Source organism: Desulfobacteraceae bacterium (assembly GCA_022340425.1).
Lineage (GTDB): Bacteria > Desulfobacterota > Desulfobacteria > Desulfobacterales > JAABRJ01 > JAABRJ01.
On record JAJDNY010000075.1, the window covers coordinates 1 to 24,590 of the forward strand.

Below are 24,590 nucleotides of genomic sequence, written 5' to 3' on the forward strand. Positions count from 1 at the left end.
GTCCGCCGCCGCCGCGGCCGCCCCCCGCCGGGTTCAGACGCTGGTATTCCATGCCCACCGCCTGCTGATGGGGGCTGTCTTCCTCTACGCCAGCTACGACAAAATCCTGCACCCCCAGGCCTTTGCCGAGGCCCTCTACAACTACCAGATCCTGCCCGACGGGCTGGTCAATCTGACCGCCCTGGTGCTGCCCTGGTTGGAACTGCTTTTGGGTCTGTGCCTGATCGGCGGGCTTTGGCTGCCGGGCGCGACGGTGATCAGCAGCGGCCTGCTGGCGCTATTTTTCGCCGCCCTGGTCTTCAACCAAATCCGCGGGCTCGACGTCGGCTGCGGCTGTTTTTCAACCGAGGCCGCCGCAGGGCCGGCCGACCTCTGGACCGTGGCCCGCGACCTGGGTTTTCTGGCTGCAGCCTTCTACCTGGCGGTTTATGTCTTCTTCCTCAAACCGGCCGTTGCGACATTGCCCGATTCGCGCCAGCCTGCACAGCCGGAATCATAATCGCGGGCCAGGAAGGCCGTCGGGTGCCTGCGGCCGGTTCTGTACGCATGCCCCGTCACACGACCCTGGGAAGAGGCCGCCAGCCGAGGCCTGCCAAGGGACAGCGACCCCTTTCGAGGTGTGTTGCCCGGGTTAGACGCGAAACGCCCCCGGGTGCTGTGCAGTCAGACACGCGCTAACGGCAGGGCGGTGCGTTTGAAATGAAGCGGCGCTTTTCGATGGCCCGAACGCGGTTTAAACCAAGAAGTGAACACCCGCATGAGCGCGAATGCGAGTTCGACCGATGATCGAAAAATGACCAGTGTGTTCGAGCGTTACCTGACACTCTGGGTGCTGCTGTGCATCCTCGCCGGCATCACCCTGGGCAAGCTCGCCCCTGGCCTGGCCCGCTACCTGGACGGACTGGCCATCCATGTCGATGGCGCCCCGGTGGTGTCCATCCCCATCGCGACCGCCACGATGCTCTTTGGGCTTTTCTCCGGGGCAGGTCATCCAGCTGGCGCGCCAGGGTCAGACGGGAAATCCGAAGGATAAATGACTACCCAGTAAGGTGCGACAACCACTAACGGCTCCCCCGGGTCGCGCACCCAACCCTGGGTTCCGGACCACCATAATGCGGAGGTTCGAAGAAACCATGGCCCACCTCGCCGGTGTTTCCGCCTACGCCCGGCTTTCCGATCGTCTGAACCGCTTCCCCCAGGGGGCTCCCCCATCGGAGCTGCTCTTTGCGATCCTGAAGTTGCTGTTCAGCGAAAAGGAGGCCGGCCTGGTGGCGCGGCTTCCCATTCGCCCCTTTACCGTGGCAGACGCCGCCCGGGCCTGGAAGATGAAATCAGACGCCGCCCGGGCCATTCTGGACGGTTTGGCCGATCGGGCCATTCTGGTGGACATGCCCCAAAACGGGACCCAGTTCTACTGCCTGCCGCCGCCCATGGCCGGCTTCTTTGAGTTTTCCCTGATGCGGGTGCGTCATGATATCGACCAAAAAGCCCTCAGCGAACTGTTCTACCAGTACCTCAACGTTGAAGAGGAATTTATCAAGGCCCTGTTTCTGGACGGTCAAACGCCCCTGGGGCGGGTATTCGTCCAGGAGTCGGCCCTTTCCGAGGCCAAAGCCCTGCATGTCCTGGATTATGAACGGACCAGCGAAGTGATCCGCAGCGCCTCCCATATCGGCATCAGTTTGTGCTACTGCCGCCACAAGATGGCCCATGTGGGCCGGGATTGCGCCGCTCCCAAGGACATTTGCATGACCTTCAACACCACGGCCGCCTCCCTGATCAAACACGGGCATGCCCGACCGGTTGAGGTGTCGGAGTGCATCGACCTGTTGCAGGCCGCCTGCGCCCACAACCTGGCCCAGTTCGGTGAAAACGTGCGCCAGGGGGTCAATTTCATCTGCAACTGTTGCGGCTGCTGCTGTGAGGCCATGCTGGCCATCCGCCGTTTCGGCCTGACGCGTCCGATCCACTCCAATTTCATCGCGCGCGTCGATGCCGCGGCGTGCACCGGCTGCGGTCTTTGTGCGGCCGTGTGCCCGGTTTATGCGATCGCACCACCCGCGGCCGGCGCCGCCGGACCGGCCATCATCGATGCCGCCCTGTGTCTCGGCTGCGGGGTTTGCGTCCGCAATTGCCCGGCTGCCGCCGTCGTTCTCGATCCCCGGCCGGATCGGGTCTTGACGCCGCTTGATACGGTAAACCGGACCGTGGTGATGGCAATTGAGCGGGGGACCTTGCAGCACCTGATCTGCGACAACCAGGTGTTGTCCAGCTTCCGGGCCCTGGCCGCGGCCTTGGGGGCCATTTTGAAACTGCCGCCCCTCAAGCGCGCCCTGGCCTCCCGCCTGCTGCAGTCGCGCTATCTGGAAGCCGTCATCGATCGGCTTGGGGGGTAAGAGCCCAGGGAAAACGAAGCGTTGCCTCTCCCAAGAATCCGCCGCGGCCCTGCCTTTTGGGGGACCCGCTTGGCTGGCGGCGACCGCGCTTGCGGCCGCTATCCGCCCAGGAGCACTGAGCGCCCATGTATATCACCGCCCTGACCCACCGGGACGCCCTCTTCGATCTCACCCTGCGCTGGCTCAACGACGATTTCGACCCCCGCGACCCGCGCACCGTCAGCCGGATATTCCTCTACGAAAGCATCGTCGCCCGGGTGGCCGTCGAGCGTATGATCGCTTTTTTGGGCCGGCTTTTCGATTCCCCGCTGGAAATCCAGCGGCTGCGTCAAAAACATCTCCTGCGCGAGCGTCTCATCCAACACCTGCCGCATCACAGCCCCCGGATTCAAGAGCTGATCGCTGGTTTTCGTGAAAACCCGGAGTACTTCTTTCCCCGCCTGCCCATCGAGGTCGGCGTGGTCACCACCTCCGACGGCCGTCTGGCGGCCATCGGGCGGATCAAGCGCCTTTCCCGGGTGGCGGAAAAAGTTTCCCATCGTCTGGTGGCCGCCCTCCTCTGGGAAATCAGGTCCGAGGCCCGGCAGATCGCATCCGGCAGGGCCGCCCAGGCTGGCCTGCAGCTCGCCGACCTGATCAGCTCCGACGAGGTCATGGCCCGCGATTTCGTTGCGGCCGAAACGGCGGTGGCCGGCCGTTTCCGGCACGCAAACGTGCGAATCGGGCGCGAAGCGCTGGCGGTCAACGATCTGGTGGGTTTCAAGATCGTCGCCGCGCCGGATGTGCTCGAACGCGTGCCGGCGCTACTGGGAGAGGAGACCGGCTTCAAGGTCGTGGAGATCGAGACGCACAGCGGTGATTACAATGCCGTCAACCTCCTGGTGGATATCGAGCTGCCCGCCCCGGATGAGCTCGCAGCACGCCAGCAGGGGTTTGACTGGTCCATCGCCGCGCGCCGCGGCCTGGACCCGGTCCGGTCCAAAGCCGGGTTCGCCGACTACCTGGCCCGGGGCGCAGCGGTGGTGCGGCTGGAGGTCATCCTGACGACCTACGATGAACTGATGGAGTCGGAATTGGGCCGTTCCATGCACGAACTGCGGGTCTTGCGGCTTCGCCAGCGGCAGGTCTACAGCGGACTCCTGGCCCAGAACGCCGGTTATCTGGTCGAGTACCTGCTGACGCTGGCGGTGGCGCCGGTGAGCCATTTGGGGGAGTTGCCGGTCAAGATGTACGGCCGCTATCTGCCCGAAACCATCGCCGCCGCCAAGGAGGCCCTTTTCGGAAACGAGATCGAAAGCGGTCTGCTCTCGCCCTTCTGCCTGGAGGGCGGCGGCGCCGCCCGAAGCCTTTGAGCCGACCTCCGGCCGGCGGGCCATTTGGCGCCGGAGGTCCTTAAGTGGATGCTGTCACCCGACCCTTGTCCCCGTCGTCGGGGCCGGCCCCGAACGGCCAAAAAAACGCGCCGCGTTTCAGCGGATGCGGCCCACGACCCGCAACCGGTCGCCCTCCAGGCGCACCACCACGATTTCACCCGAGTTCGGAAACACGCCGGTGAGTGCGGTGATGTTGACCTGATGGGTGACCAGCACCAGGGACCGGCCCCCGGCGTGCTCGGCGATCAGGCGCCGCAGCGCTGCGCTCCGGGCGGCCTCACGACTTCTGTCGCGGAAAAACGAGTTCAGCGCCGGCAGAGGGGTCACCTCCCCCAACTCCAGCAGCCTGGCCGTTTCCAGGCAGCGGCACCAGAGGCTGGAGAAGACCGCGACATCCGTTGCGCCGTGCTCCCGGAAGCGTTCGCCCAGGGCGCGCGCCTGCCGGCGCCCGGCAGGCGAGAGGTTGCGCTGGGTGGTGCAGTCGTCTATCCGAAAGCCGGGCGGATCCCCGGTGCCGGGCGCCAGCGCATGGCGCATCAGGGCCGCGTGGCCGCCACCGGCCAGCGCGGCCCAGAGCGCCGCCTCGTCGGCAGGGGCCTGGGCGGCGGCCGGTAGCGCCAGGAGGAGCGTCAACAGCGCGCCGGCGGCGCGTTTCAGGATCGGCTTGCAGCCCTTGGGGGCGGAATTCATCGTTTTTCTCCGGGTGGCGGGATTTGTCGGCAGGGCGCCTCAATCCGGCAGCAGACGGGTGCCGGCCGCGCCCCTTACGGCGGCTTCGATCGCGTCGATGGCCGTGATCGTCGCCCATTTGCCGGTGTGGCGGGCGAAGGTGACGGCCGCATCAATCTTGGGCAGCATCGCGCCCGCGGAGAAATGGCCGGCCTCTCGGTATCTTAACGCCTCCGCGATCGTCAGGGTTTTCAGCAGACGCTGGCCGCTGCGGCCATAGTCGCGATAGACGCCGGGGACGTCGGTGGCGATGACGAACCGGTCCACCCCGGTTTCCAGGGCCAGCCGGGCGCTGACGAGGTCCTTGTCGATGACCGCGTCCACCCCGGCAAATGAGCGGCCCTCGCGGATCACCGGGATTCCCCCGCCGCCGCAGCAAATCACGATGAAATCCAGCTGGATCAGTTTCCGGATTTCACGCTTCTCGACGATCGTCACCGGCTGCGGGGAGGCCACGGCGCGCCGCCAGCCCTTGGGGGTCTCGATGCAGGGGTGGGGCAGGCCGGCCACTTTCTCAGGGGCCAAAACCGGTCCGATGGGCTTGTTGGGGGCGTCGAAGGCCGGGTCGCGGCGGTCCACCACGACGTAGGTGATCAAGGTCACGATGGGCCGGAAGCCGGCCCCCAGAGCCATGAGCTCCTCGTCCAGGCGCGACTCGATCATATAGCCGATCTGGCCCTCGGTCTGGGCCACCAGGATCTCAAGCGGCAGCTTGGGGGCCAGGTCGCAGCACTCCTGTTGCAGGAGCAGGTTGCCCACCTGGGGGCCGTTGCCGTGGGTGATGATGACCCTGAAGTCCCGCGACAACCGCGCGATCTGGCCTATGGGCAGCTTCAGGTTTTCGAACTGCTCGGCGATGGTGCCGGCTTGACCCTTGCGGATCAGGGCGTTGCCGCCCAGGGCGACCAGCAAAATCGGTTTTTCGGGGGGCTCTGGGGTCATGCGCGGGTCAGACCTTCAGGCGCCTGAGCAGCGCTTTTTTCAAGGTGGCCGGATCGTGGTCCCGGTACGTGTAGCGGATGTGGACCACGGGTTTGGCGATGCTCATCAGCCGGGTCAGGTCGACGGGTGTCGCCGACACCACCAGGTCGCAGGGGGTGTTGTTGATGGTGGCCTCCAGGTCCCGCACCTGCCCCTCGCCGTAGCCCATGGCCGGCAGCAGCGTCCCGATCCGGGGATAAGCCGCGAAGGTCTCCTGCAGGCTGCCCACCAGGTGGGGACGCGGGTCCACCAGGGCCGCGGCGCCGAAGCGCCGGGCGGCGATCACCCCGGCGCCGAAGGGCATGTCGCCGTGGGTCACGGTGGGGCCGTCCTCCACCACCAGGACCCTGCGGCCGCGGATGCGCTCGGGGGCATCGACCAGGAGGGCCGAATCGGCCAGGACGATGTCGGCCTTCGGGTTGTGGGCGGCGATGGTGCGCCGGACCGCCGCGACCGCCGCCGGGTCGGCGCTGTCCACCTTGTTGATGACGGCGATATCGGCCATCAGCATGTTGGTCTCGCCGGGGTGGTAGGCGGTCTCGTGCCCCGCGCGGTGAGGGTCGAAGACCACGATGGCGACCTCGGGGAGGTAGAAGGGGGTGTCGTTGTTTCCCCCGTCCCAGACGATCACGTCCGCCTCCTCTTCAGCCTGCCGCAGGATCTTCTCGTAGTCGATGCCGGCATAGATCACCGCCCCCATGGCCACCACGGGCTCGTACTCCTCGCGCTCTTCGATGGTGCAGCCGCCGGCATCCAGGTCCGCGTACGAAGCGAAGCGCTGGACCACCTGGCGGGTGAGGTCGCCGTAGGGCATGGGGTGGCGGACCGCCACGACCCGCTTGCCCAGCTGCTGCAGAATCCGCAGCACCTCGCGGCTGGTCTGGGATTTGCCGCAGCCGGTGCGCACGGCGCAGACCGAGACCACCGGTTTGCGGGACTTGAGCATCGTGTAGGAGGCGCCAACGATGATGAAGTCCGCGCCGTTGGCGGTCACGATCGAGGCCTTGTGCATGACCTCGGTGTGGGGCACGTCGCTGTAGGAAAAGGCCACCAGGTCGATCCGGTGCTGGTGGATCAACTCGGCCAGGCGGCGGTCGGAGTGGATCGGGATGCCGTCCGGGTAAAGCCGCCCCGCCAGCTGCGCCGGGTAGCGCCGGTCGTCGATGTTGGGGATCTGGGTGGCCGTGAAACAGACCACCCGGTAGCGCGGGTTGTCCCGGAAATAGACGTTGAAGTTGTGGAAATCGCGCCCGGCGGCGCCCATGATGATCACGTTTTCCTGCATGCCACGGACCTCTGGAGGCCCCCGAAGGCGGGGGCGGGATACCGGTTCAAGGGGGACCGCCCGGATCGGGGCCGATTTTTTCGGGCCCCATGAACGGGTAGCGGAAATCGGTGGGCGGGCAGAATGTCTCTTTGATGGTGCGGACACTGGTCCAGCGCAGCAGGTTGAGGTGCCAGCCGGCCTTGTCGTTGGTGCCCGAGGCCCGTCCACCGCCGAAAGGCTGCTGACCGACAACGGCGCCGGTGGGCTTGTCATTGATGTAGAAGTTGCCCGCCGCGTGCCGCAGGCGCCTTTCGGCCAGGGCGATGGCGGCCCGGTCGCGGGCAAAAAGCGCCCCGGTCAGGGCGTAGGGCGATGTCCGGTCGCAGACCGCCAGGATCTCTGCAAAGCCGTCATCCGGGTAGCGGTAAAGGGAAAGCAGGGGGCCGAAGATCTCCTGGGTCATGGTTTCGTAGTCCGGCACCCCGGCCCGCACCACCGTGGGGGCGATAAAGTAGCCACGGGTTTTGTCGCCGCCGCCGCCGAAAAGAATCTCGGCGTCGTTGGACGCGCCGGCCCGATGGATGTACCCCATGACGCGCTCGAAGGCCGCCTCATCGATCAGGGCGTTCATGAAACAGCCGAAATCCCTGGGGTCTCCCAGCCGGATTTCATCCAGCGCGGCCGCCAGGCGGTCTTGCAGGCCGTCCCAGAGGCTGGCTGGGATGTAGGCCCGCGAGGCGGCCGAACACTTCTGGCCCTGGTATTCGAAGGCCCCTCGCACCAGGGCGGTGCACAGGGCGGCGGGGTCGGCCGACGGGTGGGCCACCACGAAATCCTTTCCGCCGGTTTCCCCCACCAGGCGCGGGTAGCTGCGGTAGTGCGCGCTGCGGGCGCCCACGGTCCGCCACATGCCCTGGAAGACGGCGGTTGAGCCGGTGAAATGGATTCCCGCCAGGGCCTCGTCGGCCAGGGCGGCGGCGCCCACCGTGGGCCCGTCACCGGGGACGAAATTGATTACGCCATCGGGGAAGCCGGCCTCCTGGAAGAGCTGCATCAGGTGCCAGCCGGAGAGGACCGCGCTGGAGGCCGGCTTCCAGACCACGGCGTTGCCCATCAGGGCCGGAGCGGTGGGCAGGTTGCCGGCGATGGCGGTGAAGTTGAAGGGCGTCGCGGCGAACACGAAGCCTTCCAGGCCCCGGTACTCCAGGCGGTTGAGGGCCTCCGGGGTGGCCGCGGGCTGCTCGGCGTAGATCCGGCCCAGGAAATAGGCATTGAAGCGCAAAAAATCGGCCAGCTCGCAGGCCGAATCGATCTCGGCCTGGACCACGTTTTTGGACTGGTTCAGCATGGTGGCGGCGTTCAGCCGCATCCGCCAGCGGGTGGAGATCAGCTGGGCGGCCTTGAGAAAAATCGCCGCGCGGTCGCTCCAGGGCAGTTCCTCCCATGCCTTCCGGGCGGCCTGCGCCGCGGCGATCGCCAGCTGCACCTCCCGCGGACCGGCCTTGTGATAGCGGGCGAGGACATGGCCGTGGTCATGGGGCATCACCACCTCGCCGAGGTCCCCGGTGGTCACCGGGCGGCCCCCGATGATCAGCGGAATCTCCAGCGTTTCCCCGGACTGGCGCGTAAGCTCGCAGGAGAGCAGCGTGCGCTCGGGGCTTCCCGGCGCATAGGCCAGAACCGGCTCGTTGGCGGGCTTGGCCACCCGAAAGCGTGCATTGGCCATGGCGCGCCTCCTTTTTGCAGGTTGTCTCGCGGGCAGCGGCGCGACGGCCGCCTCAGCCGCCGAGCACCGTGTTGATGCGCTCCAGGGCCCAGTTGACCACGTCGCGGGTGATCACCAGCGGCGGGGAGAAACGCAAGGTGTGGCTGTGGGTCTCCTTGCAGAGCAGGCCCGCGGCCTGCAGCCGTTCGCTGTACTGGCGGGCCCCGCCGGCCTCGGGGTGAAGCTCAACTGCGATCATCAGCCCCCGGCCGCGGACCTCCTGGATCTTGTCGCTCTGGATCTGACGCAGGCATTTCAGGAAATACTCCCCGGTCTGGGCGGCGTTTTCGATCATCCCCTCCTCCACCAGCACCCGCATGGCCGCGCGCGCCACAGCGCAGGCCAGTGGGTTGCCGCCGAAGGTGCTGCCGTGCTCGCCGGGCTGGAGCACGCCCATGACCTCGGTGTTGGAGAGCACCGCCGAGATGGGATAGAAGCCGCCGGAAAGCGCCTTGCCGATGAGGGTCAGGTCCGCCTCGATGCCGTCGTGGGCTTCGGCCAGGAGCTTGCCGGTGCGTCCCAGGCCGGTCTGGATCTCATCCAGGATCAGGACGATGTTGTGCTTTTCGCAGATGGCCTTGACTTCCTTGAGATAGCCCGCCGGTGGGATGATGACCCCGGCCTCGCCCTGGATCGGCTCCACCAGAAAACCTACGGTGTTGGGGGTGATGGCCGCCTCCAGGGCCGCGGCATCGCCGAAGGGGATGATCTTGAAGCCGGGGGTGAAGGGACCGAAGCCCCGGCGCGAGCTTGGGTCGGTGCTGAAACCGACGATGGTGATGGTGCGGCCGTGGAAATTGTTCTCGCAGACGATGATCTCGGCCTGGTTTTCGGGCACCCCTTTTTGCATGTAGCCCCATTTGCGAACCGTCTTGATCACCGTTTCCACCGCCTCGGCCCCGCTGTTCATGGGCAGCACCTTGTGGGAGTGGGTCAGCTCGCAGAGCTCGCGGTAGAACGGTCCGAGCTGGTCGTTGCGGAAGGCCCGCGAGGTGAGGGTCAACCTGCGGGCCTGGCCGATCATGGCCGCCATGATGCGCGGGTGGCAGTGCCCCTGGTTGACCGCCGAGTAGGCCGAAAGGCAGTCGAGGTATTGATTGCCGTCCACGTCCCAGACCCACACGCCTTGCCCGCGGCACAGGACCACGTCAAGGGGCTTGTAGTTGTGGGCGCCGTAGGTTTGCTCGAGCTCGATATAGGCGTGCTGCTCCATGGGTATTTCCTCCGCTGGGGATGCCCCGCGCTGGGGTCGGGTGCAGGGGGACGCGCTTGGGGTGATCGGCCAACCGTCCTCGCCCACAGCCGGCGCCTAATCGACGCCCAGCTCTTGTTTCAGCCAGGCCTTGACATCGCCTTCAGGGGCGTAGATCCCCTTGAGTTCGCAGACCGGTTTTTCGAAGCGCTTGGGCAGTTCGAACTTGGCCACCTCGACGGCTTCGTCCGAGTTGCGCCTGATCAGGTAGATCCAGTAGGGTCGGGACCAGCAGTTGACCACGAAATAGACGGTGTAATCATCCTTGGAGCGGATCACGTAGCCGTCTCCCCGGGCCCAGTTGTTGCCCCATTCGAGATATAGCCGCACGGCCTCCTCGGGGGTCATGTCCCAATTGATGGCGTCGATCAAACCTCGATCACCTTTGAGTTGCTCTAGATTCAGCATGCGCGTCGCTCCTCAAGTTTGTACTGGCTTTTGTTGTGGATCCTGCCTAAGATATCGGCCGAAGAATTTTTGTCGCAAATCGTTCGCGGTTTGTCAAACCTCTTTAAAATACGAACGAATCGGCGATTGTCCAGTCGCCGGCGCATGGCCCGGAAAGGAGTTCGCGATGGATCTTCACTGTCTGCAACATGTGCCTTTCGAAACCCCGGGCAGCATCGGCCACTGGGCCCGCGAGGGCGGCCATGGCCTGACGGTGACGGCCCTCTACGACGGTCAACCGCTGCCGGCGCTGGCGTCGCTGGACCTCCTGGTGGTGCTCGGCGGCCCCATGAACATCTACGAAGAGCAGCGCTTTTCCTGGCTGCGAGCCGAAAAACGGTTCATCGCCAAAGCCGTTTCGGCCGGCAAGCGTGTGCTGGGCATCTGCCTGGGGGCGCAGCTGATTGCCGATGCCCTGGGCGCCCGGGTTTCCACCAACCGGCATCGGGAAATCGGCTGGTTTCCGATCCAAAAAACCGCCGCGGCCCAACGGGACCCGGCGGCCGGCTTTCTGCTGCAGGAGGCCGAGGTGTTCCACTGGCACGGCGATACTTTCGATCTGCCGGCCGGGGCCCTGCATCTGGCCCGCAGCCGGGGATGCGAAAACCAGGGGTTTGTCTTCGGCGGGCGGGTGGTGGGGCTGCAATTCCACCTGGAGACGCTGCCCGAGCTGGCCGCCGGCCTGATCGCGCACTGCGGCGAGGAGATCGTGCCGGGGCCTTACGTTCAGTCGGCGGACCAGATGACCGCCGACGCGGCGCGTTTCGACCGGATCAATCGCATGATGCAGGGGCTGCTGGATCACCTGGCGGCTCTCGGTCCCTGACACCGGCCCCCGAGGAGCTGCGGCGATTCCTGGGGCGACCGCCCCGGCCCCCGCGAGATCAAATCCCTTCTTGACTTTTGAGGCCAGTGACCTCATTTTTAAGGTGTTTTATGAGATGCTCTGATCACCCGCAAATCAGCCAATTAGGCATTCCAAAACCGCAACCGCAAGGAGTCGACGATGAGTGAAGCATCCCGGACCAAAACCGTCAAGCAGGTTTGCAGATGTGAAAATTGCGGCAACGAGGCCGAAATGGTGGTGACTTGCTCGCTGGAATCGGCCACAGCCGCCCCCGAAGCCGAAGAGGCAGCCGAGGCCGGCGGCGCGCCCCACGCGCACGAGACCCACAAGGTGAAAGGCCACGGGGTCTGCAGCCACTGCGGAAACGAGGCGGACATCTGGGTCGACATCTGAAAAGCCCGGCCGCGGCCCCGCCAGGGGCGGGGTCCCGGCGGTGAATCGAAGACCAACCGCACAAGCGAAGAGGGCACACCATGGAAGAATGTACCCCGACACTGAACACGGGGCTGCGCGGTGTGATCGTCGCCAGCACCAAGATCAGCCAGGTCGACGGCAAGGCCGGCAAGCTCATCTACCGCGGTTATCTGGCCAAAGACCTGGCGGAAAAGGCCACCTTCGAGGAGGTGGTCCACCTGCTGCTGCATGAGCGCCTGCCGGACCGGTCGGAGTTGGACGGCATCCGGGACGCCCTGCGGGATGCCCGCCAAGTGGCACCGGAGATCATCGCCGCGCTGCGCACCCAGTCCCGGGACGCGCGGCCGATGGACATTCTGCAGGCAGCGGTGTCGCTTCTGGCCACCCACGACCCGGATCTCGACACCTATACCCGCGAGGCTTCCGTGGCCAGGGGCATCCGCCTGATCGCCCGTTTCCCGACCATCCTCTGCGCCTGGGCGCGGGTGCGGCAGGGCCTGGAGCCGCTGGCGCCCCTGCCGGAGCTCAGCCATGCCGCCAATTTCCTCTACATGCTGACCGGCAGCCGCCCCGACGACGAGCTCACCCGCTTTTTCGACGCCTGCCTGGTGCTGCACGCCGAGCACTCCTTCAACGCCTCGACCTTCACCGCCCGCCAGGTGGCCTCCACCCAGGCGCACATGTACGCAGCGGTTTCGGCCGCGGTCGGGTCGCTCTCCGGCCCCCTGCACGGGGGTGCCAACGAACGCGTGATGCGGATGCTGCTGGAGATCGGCTCCGTGGACAAGGTCGAATCCTACGTTGAGCAGATGCTGGCCGAGGGGCGGCTGATATATGGGCTGGGACATGCCGTCTACCAGGTGGACGACCCCCGGGCGCACATTCTGGCGCCCATGTCGCGCACCATGGGCGAGCGCATCGGCGAGAGCCAGTGGTACGAGATTTCGCGGCGGCTGGAGGCGGTCGGCAAAGCGGCCTTCAAAAAACGAAAAGGGATCGACATCTTTGTTAATGTGGATTTCTACAGCGCCTCGCTCTACCACGCGATGGGGATTCCCATCGACTATTTCACCCCGGTTTTCGCGGTCTCGCGGGTGGCGGGGTGGGTGGCGCATGTCCTGGAGGAGCAGTTCGCCGAGGCCGCACCCAAACCCCAGCTCTACCGCCCCGCGGCCAGGTACGTGGGCGAGTACTGCGGTCCCGACGAGTGCACCCTGGATGCGATCGACCAACGCTGAGATTTCCGGCGGCCGGCGGGCAGGTTCCAGGGGCCGGCCCGCCCCCGCCATTGAGCGGCGATGCTGAAACCGATTCAATACCGCATGACGCGGCAGCGCCGCGTGATCCTCGAAGAGCTGCGCCAGATGAACACGCATCCGGGCGCCGACGAGATCCACGAGGTGGTCCGCCGGCGGCTGCCGCGCATCAGTCTGGGCACGGTTTACCGCAATCTCGATATTCTCTGCGAGTTGGGGGAAATCCAAAAGCTGGAGTTCGGCGGCACCCTCAAGCGCTTTGACGGCGACCCGGGGCCGCATTATCATATCCGCTGCGTTTGCTGCGACCGGGTGGACAATGCCCCCGTGCCGCCGGTGGAAAATATCGAAGCCCGGCTCTGTCCGGCAACCGACTACAAGATCATCGGCCACCGGCTGGAGTTCATCGGCCTGTGCCCCGAGTGCGCCCGGCACACCATTTCCCCGGGCCTGAAGAAGATCGAGCCCCGTTCACAGAAAACCTGACCCCGTCTTCAGGGGCCCAGCGAGGATACAGCCTATGAACCCCATGCAGCAGGGCGCCCAGCCCGAGCAGATGACACAGGAGCAGTTTCTGCGGCAGCTTAAAATGACCCTTGAAAGGCTGCCCAACCAAATCCCCCTTTTCCTGTTCGCCCGGCCCGGCCAGGATGACGTCTTCGTACAGGCGGCCCGTCAATTGGTGCGGTCTTTTCGCGAACTGACCGACAAGATCGTCTTTCGTGAGTACACCCTCGACCATGAAATGGCCCGCAAGCATCGCGTGGAGCGCGCGCCGACGCTGCTCTTCGCGCCCGAGCGCTACAGCATCCGCTGGTTGGGCGCCCCGCTGGGCGAGGAAGGCCGGACCTTCCTGGAAATGATCATCCTGCTGGGCCTCGGGCAATCCAATCTCAACGACCAGGCCAAAAAGGTGCTCGAAGGCCTGCAGGAACCGCGTGATGTCAAGGTCTTTGTGAGCGCCACGTGTCCCTACTGCCCCCAGCAGGCCGTCAACGGGGTGCGTGCGGCCATCGAAAAGCCCGAGCTGGTCTCCCTTGAAATCATCGACATCCAAAGCAACCCCGATCTGGCCAACCGCTACAGTGCCCACAGCGTTCCCCAGACCTTCACCAACGAGATCCTGACCGGCATGGGGGCCCAGCCCGAGGAGCTGTTCATGCTTTCGCTGAAAAAGCTGGAGGAGGTCACGATTTTCATTCCCGACAGCGACGCCCCGGTGGTGGATACCGATCTGCTGATCGTGGGCGGTGGCCCGGCCGGGTTGACGGCCGGCATCTACGCGGTGCGCAGCGGCCTCAAGGCGGCGGTGGTGGAGCGCGGGGCCCTGGGAGGGCAGGTGGCGACCACCCCGGTGGTGGAAAACTACCCCGGCCTGACCCAGGTGGGCGGCAAGTCCCTGGTGGACATCATGGTCAGCCACGCCCTGCAATACGTCCAGATCTTCCAGGGTGAAGCGGTGCTGGACATTCAGCCGGGGGACCCCATCGAAACCACCACCAGCCGGCGCAAGTTCCGCTCCAAGGCGGTTCTGCTGGCCACCGGCGCATCCCACAAGCACCTTGGCGTTCCGGGGGAGTCGCGCCTATCCGGCAAGGGGGTCAGCTACTGCAGCACCTGTGACGGGCCGCTTTTCAAGGGCAAAAAGGTGATCATGGTCGGCGGCGGCAACAGCGCCGTGACCGAGGCCCTGCACCTTCACCACATGGGGGTGGAGGTCACCCTTGTGCACCGCCGCGACACCTTGCGGGCCCAGCAGTATCTCGTCAAAAACCTCGAAGACAACCGGATTCCGGTGCTCTGGAACACCGAGGTCAAGGAGATCAGGGGCAAGGATCGGGTGGAGGAGGTTCTGCTGTTGAACAACCGCAGCAAGAAAACCTCGACCCTCAAGGTCGACGGTGTTTTTCTGGCCATTGGCTACGAGCCGGCGGTGGATCTGGCCCACAAGATCGGGGTGGCTCTGACCGAGGATGGCTACATTCAGCGTGACGCCAAACACCGCACCAACATCCGCGGCATCTACTCGGCGGGTGACGTGGAAGGCGGCTACAAGCAGATCGTGACCGCCGCCGGCCAGGGGTCGGAGGCCGCTCTATCGATCTTCGAGGATATGATGCATCCTTACTGGGAGAAAGCCAAAGCCCAAGCCTGACAGTTCCGAAAAAAACCAATTTCTGCGTTGCGCTGCATCTCGAAGTCGCTGCGGCGTAAAATCGTACGCCTCACTTCTCAAGAATTGTGCACCGTAAATTGGCCCTTTTACGAAGCTGTCTGGTCTATGATTTTTTACCGCCTGATCAAGCCTGAAGCGCCGCGGGAGCAGGTGACAGGCTTTTTTGACAGCGACCGCTAAGTCGTCCGTCTCGGGGGGACTTCTCCCCCCGATTTTTATTTGCCCGGCATCGCCCGAACGGTCCGGGCTCACGCTCTCCTGGGGGGCAATGATGCCATTGATGTTCACGCCCATTCTGCTGGAAGACCAGCAGCGCTATCGGGAGCACCTCGCCCGCTGCCCGCAGGTAACCTCCGACTATAGTTTTGTAAATCTTTGGGGCTGGGCCTCCGAATACGGGCTGGAGCTGGCCTGGGATGCGGAACTGGTCTGGATCCGGCAGCGTCTGCCGCAGCCGGTTTACTGGGCGCCGGTGGGCCCCTGGGACGGCATCGACTGGCCGGGGCGAATGGAGGCGTTGGCCCCGCAGCTTTCGCCAGCGGCCTTTCGTCGGGTCCCGGAAGCCCTGGTCGAGGTCTGGCGGGCGGTCTGGCAGGACCGCATCCAGGTCGAGGAAACACGCTCGGATTGGGACTACCTCTACGCGGTCAAAGACTTGGTGGAACTTCGGGGCAATCGGTTTCACAAGAAAAAAAACCTCCTCAACCAGTTTCTCAAAAACTACGAGTTCGTTTTCGCGCCCCTTGGCCCGGAGATCGTCCGGGAGGCCCTGGAGATGCAGGAGGAGTGGTGCGTCTGGCGCAACTGCGAGTCGTCGGAGACCCTGGCCGCCGAAAATCGTGCCATCGAACGGGTCCTCAAGGCCTGGCAGTCGCTGGAGGGCATCCTCGGGGGGATCCTGCGGGTGGAAAAAAACATGCTGGCCTACACCATCGCCGAACCGCTGACCGAGGAGATGCTGGTGATTCATTTCGAAAAAGGCTGCTCTCTGGCCAAGGGGGTCTATCAGGCGATCAACCAGATGTTCCTGGCCCATGAGGGGGAAGGCTACACCACGGTCAACCGTGAACAGGACCTGGGCGACGCGGGCTTGCGCAAAGCCAAGCTCTCCTACCATCCCACCGGCTATCTGAAAAAATTCGGCGTGGTCTTGGTCTGAGAAGGTTCACGGCTCAGGGCGGCGGCCGCTTCGGGGCGGGCTTCGGCTCAGCCCGGTGGGTCGGTGAAATAAAAAGCACTCCTGAAGGAGTGCTTGAGGGGGTGCCCGATGGGCGGAGGGTGTCGGCGGGCGCGACTCAGTCGCCCTGGGCGGCCATGAAATCGTCGTAGAGGGTTTCCAGAAACAACTTGTGCTTGGCCTCTTCCTGGCAGAGCATTTTGAAGATTTTCTTGTGCTCGGGGTGCTTGGCCCGGCCTTGGAGTTCGTTGTAGAGTTTCAGGGCCTGCTCTTCGCGCTTCATGGCCAGCCGCAGGATGTCGGCGTAAGGCATGCCCTTTTCATACCTCATCTCGACCATGTAGTCGCTGCGCTTGATGTCCGGAATCCATTTCCAGTTGTAATCCTCGATCGCCGCCCGGTTTTCGTCCAGGTTCTCCAGCATCTTCTGGTGCTTGCGTTCCTCGGCGGCCATCTCCATCAGGGTTTTCTTGGACCCGGAAAACGGTTCCTGGGCGGCGCATTCGGTGTAGAAGTCGGCGGCCTCTTTCTCTTTGCCGATGGCAAAATCAACAATTTCATCGTAGGTTCCAAAATGCATGGCATCCTCCTTAGCGGTTTGACTTTTGCCTACTTTAAGTAATAATGGTCGCCATGTCAAAGAAAATTTGTGTTCACACCTCTGGCCGCCATGGGGTGCGGTACTCCAACAGCGTCCCGGCCCCGTGCGAGGAATGTCCGCTGTCCTGCGATACACTGATGTCTCAAAATCTGGGGTGAGCGGCTGACTGGGTGGCGGCGATATGTTCAGCTATCTGTAATAATAAGGTTTTATTCGAGTGGGGGGCGGTGCGGCCAGGCCGGCGGCTGGGTTCGGCGCTGTATCGGACAGCTCTGCGCCCGGTCGCCCGGGGTTCGAAGTAGCTCCCCAGTCGCTCCAGGTAATTATAAACATACATAAAAAAATGGTTCCAGGCGGTCGTTGGTTCTTGGCATGCAAATTGATCTCGTTGGGTGGGGTATCAACCGTGAGGTAGGGTTACCCAATCCGGCGGGAGTGAAAAATTGAGGCCTTGCAGCGAAAATATTCAAAAGACCTTGTGCTTGGTGGAGGAGATGCTGCGCCTTGCCGATCAGGGCGATGCGGACCGTGAAGACATCGGTTGCGGGGTGCTCTACGGGGTACTGCGCGATACGGCCTTCAAGTTGAAAAAACTGGCCGAGGAGGAGCGCCACGCCCATATCCTGAAAGGCTGGTGGGACCCCAATGAGGATTGGGGTTGATTTATGCTGTGGATTTGCACTAAGGTTTGATTTAAGATATTTAATTGAAGTTGTTGAAGCGCTGGAAAGTCAAATTTAAGGAGTCGAATGGTGAAGTCCATCAGAGGAACTAAGACCGAGCAAAACCTGTTGACGGCCTTTGCCGGTGAGTCCCAGGCCCGTAATCGCTACACCTATTTTGCCGGCAAGGCCCGCAAGGAGGGCTATGTCCAGATTGCGGCGGTCTTCAGCGACACTGCCGATCAAGAGAAGGAGCACGCCAAGCGCTTTTTCAAATTTCTCGAAGGCGGTGATGCCCAGGTCGCCTACAGCTTTCCGGCCGGGATGATCGGCACCACCGTGGAGAACCTGAATGCCGCGGCCGATGGCGAGCGGCACGAACACGCCGATATGTATCCCGGCTTCGCCAGAGTTGCCCGTGAGGAAGGCTTCGAGGCCGTGGCCAGCGTGTTCGAGAATATTTCGGTCGCCGAAAGGCACCATGAAAAACGCTACCGCGCATTGGCCGCCAATATCCTCGCCGGCCGGGTGTTCAAACGGGACCAGGCGACGGTCTGGTGCTGCCGCAATTGCGGTTATCTGCACGAGGGCGTGGAGGCCCCCGAGATGTGTCCGGCCTGCGCCCATCCCCGGGCCCATTTTGAACTCCACTGCGAGAACTATTAACCCTGAGAATGGACGGGCGCGCCCGCGCCCCCGATCTTAACCCACCCCCTCCGCTGAACGACCCGGCAACCCCAGGCGTTGGCCCACCCGGCGAAGGGTGGCGGCGCAGCGGTTGCCGGGGAGGGTTGGCGGAACAGCGAAAGGAGTAGAACATGGCAGAGCGGTTGGAAATCTACAAGTGCGAAGCATGTGGCAACATCATCGAGGTTTTGCACGGCGGCAAAGGTGAGCTGGTGTGCTGCGGCGCCCCCATGAAACTGATGGAGGCCGGCGTTGTGGACGCCGCCAAGGAGAAGCATGTCCCGGTGATCGAAAAAGTCGCCGGCGGAGTCAAAGTCAAGGTTGGCAGCGTCGCTCACCCGATGGAAGCCAAGCATTGGATCGAGTTTATCGAGATCATCGCCGACGGCAAGGTCTATCGCCAATTCCTCAACCCCGGCGATGCCCCCGAAGCCACATTCAATGTCACGGCCGACAGCATTACCGCCCGCGAGTACTGTAACCTGCACGGCCTTTGGAAAGCTTAAGGGAGCTGCGGGCGATGGGTCGTCTGAAAAGACGCCCGCTGTCTGCCGAACCCCGAGGCGGGCAAAAGCGGCTTTTCGGAAACGTATATACGGTCGATCCCGCGGCCTGCGCACTGCCCTCCAGGGCCAACGCTTACAGGGAGGTGGTTTATGACCAGCTGGAAATGTGAAAACTGCGGTTATACCTTCGAGGCCGAAAAGCCGCCGGAGCGCTGCCCGGCGTGCAAAGAGAAATGTCAGTTCCTGGACAACACCTGCTACACGCCCGATTGCCAGTACGAAGGCACGGACAAGCGCATCGGCAAAAAGTGACCGGCTCGCCCGGCTGCTGACGTAAAGTTCCGCCGGCCCAGCCGTCCGGGTCGGGGCCGCCGCCACGGTCGGTCTGCGCCGCTTCAGGCGTCAGCCCCCATCGGGCGGCCCCGCTTTGCGGCCGTTGTGGGCCGGCTGCCGGCTTCAATCGTCAACCCCTGGCTTAGAGGAACGATCATGGCCAACGTACTCGTCGTCTGTGCCACCCGCAGTGGGGAAACCGTCAGGATCGGCGAGTTGATCGCCGAAGGCATTCGCATCAGCGGCCACCAGGCCACGCTCGTCAAAGCCGGCGAAATTAAAAACGAAGGCGATCTCCAGGGTTTTGACGCTTACGTCTTCGGATCGGCCACCTACCACGGGGACATGCTTTCGGCGATGAAGACCCTGCTGTTTTTGGCCCAGAAGGCCGATCTGGAGGGCAAAGTCGGCGGCGCCTTCGGTGCTTTCGGCTGGAGCGGCGAGGCCCCCGATCGGATCTACGAGACCCTGCGGCACATATGCAAAATGGACCTGGTCTCCGGCCCGCTGCGCCTCAAGTCCAGCAGCCTGCAGGGCGGTATTCGGATGGCGCAGGACTACGGCCGTGCCATCGCCCAGAAGTTGACCGGCACCTGAAACCCGGACCCGGCGGCGATCTTGTCCCGCTGGGGGGCGCAGTTTGACGGTGGCGCCGTGGGCGGGACCCGCCCGGCCCGCGGGAAAGCGGCCGGTTAAGGCTGCCGCGGGCACCACCAAAAAATGAGAGGAGGACACCCCAATGACTGAAAAACAGACCACGCCTCAGCATTGCCCCGGATTTGGCAGCTTCAAAAACCTCAAATCCTTCAACTGCAAGTGCCCGTCCTGTGGCGCTGAAAAGGAGATTTTCTCGGACGAGTTCGACCGCCCTCACAAGTGCGCCAAGTGCGGCGAGGAGATCGACTTCACCCAGTGCACCCTGACCGGCCAGGCCGGCAGCCCGTCACCGCGCTAACCGGGTCGGTTCCCGGTACGCAGCCCGACCCCAAAGCGACCCCGGGCCGTCGCGTTCGTGCTGGCCTGCCCGGTTTTTGCGTTTTCGGGCCCAAACGGCGGGCGGGGGCGCCGGTGGGCGGTTACCACCCGGTTTTCACGTGATCCCACCCGGCCGCCGTTGGGAAAATCTTTGGGGCAAGGCCGCCGCAACGGACCCGGTCCGGGGACCGGCCTGTTGCACGGTGCAATCCCGGGCCCCGTCCGTTTTGTTCGGGCCGACGGCCCCGCCCAAAGGAGGTGAAGATGGAAGACCCGCTGGGAAGCAGGGAGACGACGGGTGGAATCCCCCGGATCGGTGATCCGGCCCCCAATTTCGAGGCCGAATCCACCTTCGGCAACATCCAGTTGGCCGATTTCAAGGGCTCCTGGCTGGTGTTCTTCTCCCACCCGGCCGATTTCACGCCGGTTTGCACCACCGAGTTTCTGGCCTTTGCGCGGCGCCACGCGGATTTCAGAAAATGCAATACCGAACTCTTGGGGCTTAGTATCGACAGCATCTTTGCGCACCTCAGCTGGGTTCGCAACATCGAGGAAAAGTTCGGCTGCAAGATCACCTTTCCGGTGATTGCCGACATCGATCGGCGGGTGGCAGCGCGCTACGGTATGATCATGCCCGGTGAGAGCAGAACCGAAACCTCGCGCTGCGTGTTCGTGATCGATCCCAGCGCGGTGATCCGCGCCTTGATCTACTATCCGATGACCACCGGGCGCAATGTCGAGGAGATTCTGCGGCTGGTCAGCGCCCTGCAGACATCCGACACCCACATGGTGGCGACCCCCGCCAACTGGCAGCCCGGGGAACCGGTGATCGTGCCGCCGCCCAGGACCCAGGAAGCGGCGGCCGAGCGCCTGTTGGAAAATTATGACTGCAAGGACTGGTATTTCTGCCAGAAAAAACTGTAACCTGCTTCCATGGCCTGTATCGACGCCGATGGCAACCTGACCCGCACCGCGGAGCTGATCCTGCTGGCGCTGCGACGGGCGGCGGCGGCCGAGGAAGTGGCTGCGGAAACGGACCTGCCGCTTTTCCGGGTGCGCGCGGCGATACGCGAACTCCAGCGGGCCGGACTGCTGGCCGCTCTGGGCGACCAGCGCTTCCAGACCACCGACCGGGGTATTGGCAAGCTGGAGGGTTGACAGTTCCTAAAAAACCCAATTTGCGCGTTGCGCTGCATCTCGAAGTTGCTGCGGCGCACAATAGTACACCTCACGCCGCTGAGATTTGGCGCCGTAACTTGGGCCTTTTACGAAACTGTCTGATTTTTACTTTTTAGCGGCCCATCAAGTTTGAACCTTATCGGTGCCGCGCGGATGGCTGTCAGTGCTGCAATTCCCCTGAATTTCAGGTTGCCGGAGCGTGTCTGCCGGCCATAAGGAGGAATCCCGTGGATGTTGCCCGCAAAATCGTGACCCTTTTTTGCGCGGCCATTTTACTGGCCTCGGTGCTGGCCCTGGCCGACGGCCAGCCGCGCGGGGCCGACGATATGCTTCTGGAAGGCGGCAGCACCGGGTGGGTGCCCTTTCCGCACCACCGCCATCAGGATGCCCTCGGCGATTGCATGGCCTGCCACACCCTTTTCCCCCAGAAAGCCGGGAGCATCGAGGCCCTCAAGGCCGAGGGCCAACTGGGCAAAAAGGCCGTGATGAAGGCCTGCACCAAATGCCACCGCAATCTGGCCAAAACCGGCCAGCCCAGCGGGCCGACGGGCTGCAAACAGTGCCACAGCCGGAAAGAGGTATAACCACATGCGCGTTTTGGGACTTCAGGGCAGCCCCCGCAAAAACGGCAACAACGACTACCTGCTCCAGCGCTTCATGGAAGCCGCCGCCCAGCACGGCGCCCTCACGCGGACGCTGTGGGTCGACCGCATGGATATCCGCCCCTGCAAGGAGTTCACCACCTGCGAAAAAAAGGGCTTCTGCCCCATTGATGACGCCATGAAGCAGGAGGTTTACGCCTTGATCCGGGAGGCGGATGTGATCGTGGCGGCCACCCCGATTTTTTTCTACAACATGACCGCCCAGCTCAAGGCCCTGGTGGACCGCTGCCAGACCCTCTGGGCGCGCAAGTACCGGCTCAAACTGAAAGACCCCGGCTGCCGCACCCGCCAGGGGTATCTGCTCTCCACCGCCGCCAGCAAGGGTAAGAACCTCTTCGAAGGGCTGCATCTGACGGCCCAGTACTTCTACGACGCGGTGGATGCCCGTTACGCCGGCAGCCTGACCTACCGCGAGATCGAAGGCAAGGGCGAGATGGCCGCGCACCCCACCGTGACGGCGGATGTGGCCGCTGCGGTCGCAGCCCTCCTGACACCCCTCCAGCAGCGGCGGCGGGTGCTCTTCGCCTGCCGCGAAAACGCCTGCCGCAGCCAGATGGCCGCCGGGTTCGCCCAGTTCCACGCCGGTGACAAGCTCGAGGTGCTCTACGGCGGCAGCAGCCCGGCCGAAGCGGTCAACCCGCAGATGGTCGCGGCGATGGCCGAAAAAGGCATCGACATGTACTTTCGGCGCACCCGCGCCGTCGATGACGCGTTGGCCGAGGGGCCCCCGGAGGTGATCGTGACCATGGGTTGCGAGGAAAACTGCCCGTTTACCCCCGGCGCCGAGCGGGTGGCGTGGCAGCTGCCCGATCCAGCGGGCGCGCCGATTGAGACCATGCGCCAAGTGCGAGACGAAATCGAGCACCGGGTGGGCGAGCTCGTCGCCCGGTTGGCCTGACCTGCCGGGGGAGTTTCGGCCCCGTTGACAAGAAACCCTGAAACAGCATCACCCCTAACGAACCAGTCAAAGGAGGAAGGTATGGAAAAGTGGGTCTGCACGATCTGCGGTTATGTTTACGATCCCGCCAAGGGCGATCCCGACAACGGTGTGGCGGCCGGCACGAAATGGGAGGATGTGCCCGACAGCTGGGAGTGCCCGGTCTGTGGTGCCAGCAAGGGGGATTTCGAGAAGGAAGCCTGATCGCTTTTCGCAAACGAAAAAAAGCCTTTGAAAAGCGGCCTGGGCGCCTTATCTTGTCGTCTGTCCCCGGTCGATGGCCGGAAGGGGCGTCCGGTGAAAACCCGCCGCCGCCCCATCAGCCGCCGGGGATCGTCTGAAGCGCATTTTTGAAGGCTGGGCTGAACCGATGCCCTTGCGGGCCGTCGAAGCTGCGGCGGCCTGGCAAGGGCATCGCTTTTGGGATGACGCCGGCTGATGGGACCCTTCGGGTTGGGGCCAAATGGCCCACCGTCTGGCCATGGACCCGCAGCCCGCCGGACTTTTCAAAGGAGGAAATTACCGGAATGAAACCCGTCGAAATTGCCCCGGGGATTTACGACGTCGGCGTCAACGACTGGAACATCCAAGAATTCCATGGCTACTCGACGCCGTATGGGACCAGCTACAACGCATTTTTGATCGTCGATGAAAAGATCGCGCTGGTGGATACCGTCAAGGTGGAATTTGTCGACCGTCTGCTGGAGAATATCTCCCAGATCGTCCCACCGCAGAAAATCGATTATGTGATCAGCAATCACACCGAAATGGATCATTCCGGCGGTCTGCCGCGGATCATGCAGGCCGTCGGCCCGCACACGCCTATTTACTGTTCCAAGCTGGGGCTGAAAAACCTGGCGCGCCACTTCACGGACCCCTGGGCCTACCAGGCCGTCTCAGACGGCCAAAGGCTCAGCCTGGGCCGCCGCACCCTGACCTTTCTCGAGACCCGCATGCTGCACTGGCCGGACAGCATGTTCACCTATCTCGCGGAAGAAAAGATCCTGTTCTCCAGCGACGCCTTCGGGCAGCACTATGCCGGGCAGGAAAAGTTCGACGACGTGATCGGCGAAGCCATCATGCCCCATGCCAAAAAGTATTTCGCCAATATCCTGATGCTCTATGCCCCCCAGGTCCTCCAATTGATGGAGAAAATCCAGTCGCTGGGGCTTGAGTTCGCCATGATCTGCCCCGACCATGGCATCATCTGGCGGCGGGAGCCGGGCCGGATTCTGGAGGCCTATCTTCGTTGGGCGCGGCAGACGCCCAAGAAAAAAGCGCTCTTGGTATACGACACCATGTGGCACAGCACCGAGCAAATGGCCGAGGCCATCGCAACCGGCATCGGCGCCGAAGGGGTCCTGGCGCGCCCCATGATCCTCAGCAAATGGCACCGCAGCGACATCATGACCGAAGTGCTGGACGCCAAGGCCATCGTTCTGGGCTCGCCCACCCTCAACAACGGCCTTTTTCCCACCCTGAGCAGTTTTATCACCTATCTCAAGGGCTTCCGCCCGCAGCACAAGATGGGGGCCGCCTTCGGCTCCTATGGCTGGAGTGGCGAGGCGGTCAAACTGCTCAACCAGCACCTCGCCGAGATGAAGTTCGAAATCCTCGACCCGGGCCTGAGGATCCAGTACGTGCCGGACCGCGCCGCTCTGGGCCAGTGCTTTGAATTCGGCCGCCGCATCGGCCAGGCGGTCAACCAGGCCGTTCACCCCTGAGGCCTCTGGTGGGGCCCCCGCGGCCGCAGAAAGAGACGACAACGCGCCATGCAGAAACCGGTTGTGGAACTCAGCGAGTGCATCCTCTGCGAGTTGTGCTCCCAGGTGTGCCCGAGCGTATTCCGGCTCAACAGCCTGGGTTATATCGAGGTCCTGGATCTCCCCAGCTACCCCCGGGAGGAAGTCGACGAGGTCATCAAACACTGTCCGGCCGACTGCATCTACTGGGAGGAGGAGTGATGCT

General features: G+C 63.8%; 29 protein-coding genes and 1 pseudogene. 23 read left to right on the plus strand and 7 right to left on the minus strand.

Going from position 1 to position 24,590, the window contains the following annotated elements:
- The first annotated feature begins 40 nt into the window (after positions 1-40).
- The 4 genes and pseudogenes from LJE63_07025 to LJE63_07040 all read left to right on the plus strand — a co-directional run bounded on the left by LJE63_07025 (position 41) and on the right by LJE63_07040 (position 3,748).
- Positions 41-499: a DoxX family protein gene (locus LJE63_07025; GenBank protein ID MCG6906362.1), complete on the plus strand. Its 459-nt coding sequence runs from the start codon at positions 41-43 to the stop codon at positions 497-499.
- Positions 500-757: 258 nt separating this feature from the next.
- Positions 758-949, plus strand: a pseudogene (locus LJE63_07030) (arsenical-resistance protein).
- 163 nt (positions 950-1,112) lie between these two features.
- Complete coding sequence (locus LJE63_07035; protein MCG6906363.1) at positions 1,113-2,396, plus strand: 4Fe-4S dicluster domain-containing protein; 1,284 nt, start codon at positions 1,113-1,115, stop codon at positions 2,394-2,396.
- 125 nt (positions 2,397-2,521) lie between these two features.
- Complete coding sequence (locus LJE63_07040; GenBank protein MCG6906364.1) at positions 2,522-3,748, plus strand: hypothetical protein; 1,227 nt, start codon at positions 2,522-2,524, stop codon at positions 3,746-3,748.
- Between the two features lie 117 nt (positions 3,749-3,865).
- On the opposite strand, the gene LJE63_07045 is transcribed toward LJE63_07040, so the two are convergent.
- From LJE63_07045 to LJE63_07070, 6 genes are all read right to left on the minus strand, one after another.
- Complete coding sequence (locus LJE63_07045) at positions 3,866-4,459, minus strand: histidine phosphatase family protein (GenBank protein ID MCG6906365.1); 594 nt, start codon at positions 4,457-4,459, stop codon at positions 3,866-3,868.
- Between the two features lie 39 nt (positions 4,460-4,498).
- Complete coding sequence (locus LJE63_07050; protein MCG6906366.1) at positions 4,499-5,440, minus strand: carbamate kinase; 942 nt, start codon at positions 5,438-5,440, stop codon at positions 4,499-4,501.
- A 7-nt stretch (positions 5,441-5,447) separates the two neighbouring features.
- Entirely contained in the window at positions 5,448-6,764 is a 1,317-nt protein-coding gene (locus LJE63_07055) for a cyclic 2,3-diphosphoglycerate synthase (GenBank protein ID MCG6906367.1), read from the minus strand.
- A gap of 46 nt (positions 6,765-6,810) precedes the next feature.
- Complete coding sequence (gene pruA / locus LJE63_07060) at positions 6,811-8,472, minus strand: L-glutamate gamma-semialdehyde dehydrogenase (protein MCG6906368.1); 1,662 nt, start codon at positions 8,470-8,472, stop codon at positions 6,811-6,813.
- Between the two features lie 52 nt (positions 8,473-8,524).
- Positions 8,525-9,724, minus strand: a complete 1,200-nt coding sequence (locus tag LJE63_07065) for an ornithine--oxo-acid transaminase (GenBank protein MCG6906369.1) — start codon at positions 9,722-9,724, stop codon at positions 8,525-8,527.
- Between the two features lie 96 nt (positions 9,725-9,820).
- Entirely contained in the window at positions 9,821-10,171 is a 351-nt protein-coding gene (locus LJE63_07070; GenBank protein MCG6906370.1) for a hypothetical protein, read from the minus strand.
- A gap of 166 nt (positions 10,172-10,337) precedes the next feature.
- On the opposite strand from LJE63_07070, the gene LJE63_07075 reads away from it, so the two are divergent.
- From LJE63_07075 to LJE63_07100, 6 genes are all read left to right on the plus strand, one after another.
- Positions 10,338-11,036 (plus strand): type 1 glutamine amidotransferase, encoded by a 699-nt coding sequence (locus LJE63_07075; GenBank protein MCG6906371.1) that lies wholly within the window; start codon positions 10,338-10,340, stop codon positions 11,034-11,036.
- 180 nt (positions 11,037-11,216) lie between these two features.
- The gene (locus LJE63_07080; GenBank protein ID MCG6906372.1) at positions 11,217-11,450 is read left to right on the plus strand and encodes a hypothetical protein; all 234 of its coding nucleotides are present in this window, start codon (positions 11,217-11,219) and stop codon (positions 11,448-11,450) included.
- A gap of 80 nt (positions 11,451-11,530) precedes the next feature.
- Positions 11,531-12,709 (plus strand): citrate (Si)-synthase, encoded by a 1,179-nt coding sequence (locus LJE63_07085; GenBank protein ID MCG6906373.1) that lies wholly within the window; start codon positions 11,531-11,533, stop codon positions 12,707-12,709.
- Between the two features lie 60 nt (positions 12,710-12,769).
- A complete protein-coding gene (locus LJE63_07090; GenBank protein MCG6906374.1) occupies positions 12,770-13,213 on the plus strand; it encodes a transcriptional repressor in 444 nt (147 codons plus the stop codon).
- Between the two features lie 34 nt (positions 13,214-13,247).
- Positions 13,248-14,882 carry an FAD-dependent oxidoreductase gene (locus tag LJE63_07095; protein MCG6906375.1) on the plus strand — a complete coding sequence of 545 codons (1,635 nt, stop codon included), beginning with the start codon at positions 13,248-13,250 and terminating at the stop codon, positions 14,880-14,882.
- A 301-nt stretch (positions 14,883-15,183) separates the two neighbouring features.
- Positions 15,184-16,062: a phosphatidylglycerol lysyltransferase domain-containing protein gene (locus tag LJE63_07100; GenBank protein MCG6906376.1), complete on the plus strand. Its 879-nt coding sequence runs from the start codon at positions 15,184-15,186 to the stop codon at positions 16,060-16,062.
- 136 nt (positions 16,063-16,198) lie between these two features.
- On the opposite strand, the gene LJE63_07105 is transcribed toward LJE63_07100, so the two are convergent.
- Positions 16,199-16,660, minus strand: coding sequence for a ferritin family protein (locus tag LJE63_07105; protein ID MCG6906377.1), 462 nt, complete (start codon positions 16,658-16,660; stop codon positions 16,199-16,201).
- A 515-nt stretch (positions 16,661-17,175) separates the two neighbouring features.
- Between LJE63_07105 and LJE63_07110 the strand changes: the two genes are divergently transcribed.
- The 13 genes from LJE63_07110 to LJE63_07170 all read left to right on the plus strand — a co-directional run bounded on the left by LJE63_07110 (position 17,176) and on the right by LJE63_07170 (position 24,586).
- The gene (locus LJE63_07110; protein MCG6906378.1) at positions 17,176-17,343 is read left to right on the plus strand and encodes a hypothetical protein; all 168 of its coding nucleotides are present in this window, start codon (positions 17,176-17,178) and stop codon (positions 17,341-17,343) included.
- 90 nt (positions 17,344-17,433) lie between these two features.
- Entirely contained in the window at positions 17,434-18,009 is a 576-nt protein-coding gene (locus LJE63_07115; GenBank protein ID MCG6906379.1) for a rubrerythrin family protein, read from the plus strand.
- Between the two features lie 152 nt (positions 18,010-18,161).
- Positions 18,162-18,536: a desulfoferrodoxin gene (locus tag LJE63_07120; protein ID MCG6906380.1), complete on the plus strand. Its 375-nt coding sequence runs from the start codon at positions 18,162-18,164 to the stop codon at positions 18,534-18,536.
- Between the two features lie 150 nt (positions 18,537-18,686).
- Positions 18,687-18,848, plus strand: a complete 162-nt coding sequence (locus LJE63_07125) for a hypothetical protein (GenBank protein MCG6906381.1) — start codon at positions 18,687-18,689, stop codon at positions 18,846-18,848.
- 177 nt (positions 18,849-19,025) lie between these two features.
- Positions 19,026-19,466 (plus strand): nitric oxide synthase, encoded by a 441-nt coding sequence (locus LJE63_07130; GenBank protein MCG6906382.1) that lies wholly within the window; start codon positions 19,026-19,028, stop codon positions 19,464-19,466.
- Positions 19,467-19,608: 142 nt separating this feature from the next.
- Complete coding sequence (locus LJE63_07135) at positions 19,609-19,824, plus strand: hypothetical protein (GenBank protein MCG6906383.1); 216 nt, start codon at positions 19,609-19,611, stop codon at positions 19,822-19,824.
- A gap of 284 nt (positions 19,825-20,108) precedes the next feature.
- A complete protein-coding gene (locus tag LJE63_07140; protein ID MCG6906384.1) occupies positions 20,109-20,768 on the plus strand; it encodes a peroxiredoxin in 660 nt (219 codons plus the stop codon).
- Positions 20,769-20,777: 9 nt separating this feature from the next.
- Positions 20,778-21,002 (plus strand): hypothetical protein, encoded by a 225-nt coding sequence (locus tag LJE63_07145; GenBank protein MCG6906385.1) that lies wholly within the window; start codon positions 20,778-20,780, stop codon positions 21,000-21,002.
- A gap of 248 nt (positions 21,003-21,250) precedes the next feature.
- The gene (locus LJE63_07150) at positions 21,251-21,607 is read left to right on the plus strand and encodes a cytochrome c family protein (GenBank protein ID MCG6906386.1); all 357 of its coding nucleotides are present in this window, start codon (positions 21,251-21,253) and stop codon (positions 21,605-21,607) included.
- Positions 21,608-21,611: 4 nt separating this feature from the next.
- On the plus strand, positions 21,612-22,583 hold the full coding sequence (locus tag LJE63_07155) for an NAD(P)H-dependent oxidoreductase (protein ID MCG6906387.1): 972 nt from the start codon (positions 21,612-21,614) through the stop codon (positions 22,581-22,583).
- Positions 22,584-22,664: 81 nt separating this feature from the next.
- The gene (locus LJE63_07160; protein MCG6906388.1) at positions 22,665-22,826 is read left to right on the plus strand and encodes a rubredoxin; all 162 of its coding nucleotides are present in this window, start codon (positions 22,665-22,667) and stop codon (positions 22,824-22,826) included.
- Positions 22,827-23,149: 323 nt separating this feature from the next.
- Positions 23,150-24,346 carry an FprA family A-type flavoprotein gene (locus LJE63_07165; GenBank protein MCG6906389.1) on the plus strand — a complete coding sequence of 399 codons (1,197 nt, stop codon included), beginning with the start codon at positions 23,150-23,152 and terminating at the stop codon, positions 24,344-24,346.
- Positions 24,347-24,394: 48 nt separating this feature from the next.
- Complete coding sequence (locus LJE63_07170) at positions 24,395-24,586, plus strand: ferredoxin (GenBank protein MCG6906390.1); 192 nt, start codon at positions 24,395-24,397, stop codon at positions 24,584-24,586.
- Positions 24,587-24,590 lie beyond the last annotated feature (4 nt).

What these genes read in the sequence shown, in the direction of transcription:
- LJE63_07035 (MCG6906363.1), top strand. Translation starts at nt 1,113, where the DNA reads ATGCGGAGGTTCGAAGAAACCATGGCCCACCTCGCCGGTGTTTCCGCC.
- LJE63_07040 (MCG6906364.1), top strand. Translation starts at nt 2,522, where the DNA reads ATGTATATCACCGCCCTGACCCACCGGGACGCCCTCTTCGATCTCACC.
- LJE63_07045 (MCG6906365.1), bottom strand. Translation starts at nt 4,459, where the DNA reads ATGAATTCCGCCCCCAAGGGCTGCAAGCCGATCCTGAAACGCGCCGCC.
- LJE63_07050 (MCG6906366.1), bottom strand. Translation starts at nt 5,440, where the DNA reads ATGACCCCAGAGCCCCCCGAAAAACCGATTTTGCTGGTCGCCCTGGGC.
- LJE63_07055 (MCG6906367.1), bottom strand. Translation starts at nt 6,764, where the DNA reads ATGCAGGAAAACGTGATCATCATGGGCGCCGCCGGGCGCGATTTCCAC.
- pruA (MCG6906368.1), bottom strand. Translation starts at nt 8,472, where the DNA reads ATGGCCAATGCACGCTTTCGGGTGGCCAAGCCCGCCAACGAGCCGGTT.
- LJE63_07065 (MCG6906369.1), bottom strand. Translation starts at nt 9,724, where the DNA reads ATGGAGCAGCACGCCTATATCGAGCTCGAGCAAACCTACGGCGCCCAC.
- LJE63_07070 (MCG6906370.1), bottom strand. Translation starts at nt 10,171, where the DNA reads ATGCTGAATCTAGAGCAACTCAAAGGTGATCGAGGTTTGATCGACGCC.
- LJE63_07075 (MCG6906371.1), top strand. Translation starts at nt 10,338, where the DNA reads ATGGATCTTCACTGTCTGCAACATGTGCCTTTCGAAACCCCGGGCAGC.
- LJE63_07080 (MCG6906372.1), top strand. Translation starts at nt 11,217, where the DNA reads ATGAGTGAAGCATCCCGGACCAAAACCGTCAAGCAGGTTTGCAGATGT.
- LJE63_07085 (MCG6906373.1), top strand. Translation starts at nt 11,531, where the DNA reads ATGGAAGAATGTACCCCGACACTGAACACGGGGCTGCGCGGTGTGATC.
- LJE63_07090 (MCG6906374.1), top strand. Translation starts at nt 12,770, where the DNA reads ATGCTGAAACCGATTCAATACCGCATGACGCGGCAGCGCCGCGTGATC.
- LJE63_07095 (MCG6906375.1), top strand. Translation starts at nt 13,248, where the DNA reads ATGAACCCCATGCAGCAGGGCGCCCAGCCCGAGCAGATGACACAGGAG.
- LJE63_07100 (MCG6906376.1), top strand. Translation starts at nt 15,184, where the DNA reads ATGTTCACGCCCATTCTGCTGGAAGACCAGCAGCGCTATCGGGAGCAC.
- LJE63_07105 (MCG6906377.1), bottom strand. Translation starts at nt 16,660, where the DNA reads ATGCATTTTGGAACCTACGATGAAATTGTTGATTTTGCCATCGGCAAA.
- LJE63_07110 (MCG6906378.1), top strand. Translation starts at nt 17,176, where the DNA reads ATGCTGCGCCTTGCCGATCAGGGCGATGCGGACCGTGAAGACATCGGT.
- LJE63_07120 (MCG6906380.1), top strand. Translation starts at nt 18,162, where the DNA reads ATGGCAGAGCGGTTGGAAATCTACAAGTGCGAAGCATGTGGCAACATC.
- LJE63_07125 (MCG6906381.1), top strand. Translation starts at nt 18,687, where the DNA reads ATGACCAGCTGGAAATGTGAAAACTGCGGTTATACCTTCGAGGCCGAA.
- LJE63_07130 (MCG6906382.1), top strand. Translation starts at nt 19,026, where the DNA reads ATGGCCAACGTACTCGTCGTCTGTGCCACCCGCAGTGGGGAAACCGTC.
- LJE63_07135 (MCG6906383.1), top strand. Translation starts at nt 19,609, where the DNA reads ATGACTGAAAAACAGACCACGCCTCAGCATTGCCCCGGATTTGGCAGC.
- LJE63_07140 (MCG6906384.1), top strand. Translation starts at nt 20,109, where the DNA reads ATGGAAGACCCGCTGGGAAGCAGGGAGACGACGGGTGGAATCCCCCGG.
- LJE63_07145 (MCG6906385.1), top strand. Translation starts at nt 20,778, where the DNA reads ATGGCCTGTATCGACGCCGATGGCAACCTGACCCGCACCGCGGAGCTG.
- LJE63_07155 (MCG6906387.1), top strand. Translation starts at nt 21,612, where the DNA reads ATGCGCGTTTTGGGACTTCAGGGCAGCCCCCGCAAAAACGGCAACAAC.
- LJE63_07160 (MCG6906388.1), top strand. Translation starts at nt 22,665, where the DNA reads ATGGAAAAGTGGGTCTGCACGATCTGCGGTTATGTTTACGATCCCGCC.
- LJE63_07165 (MCG6906389.1), top strand. Translation starts at nt 23,150, where the DNA reads ATGAAACCCGTCGAAATTGCCCCGGGGATTTACGACGTCGGCGTCAAC.
- LJE63_07170 (MCG6906390.1), top strand. Translation starts at nt 24,395, where the DNA reads ATGCAGAAACCGGTTGTGGAACTCAGCGAGTGCATCCTCTGCGAGTTG.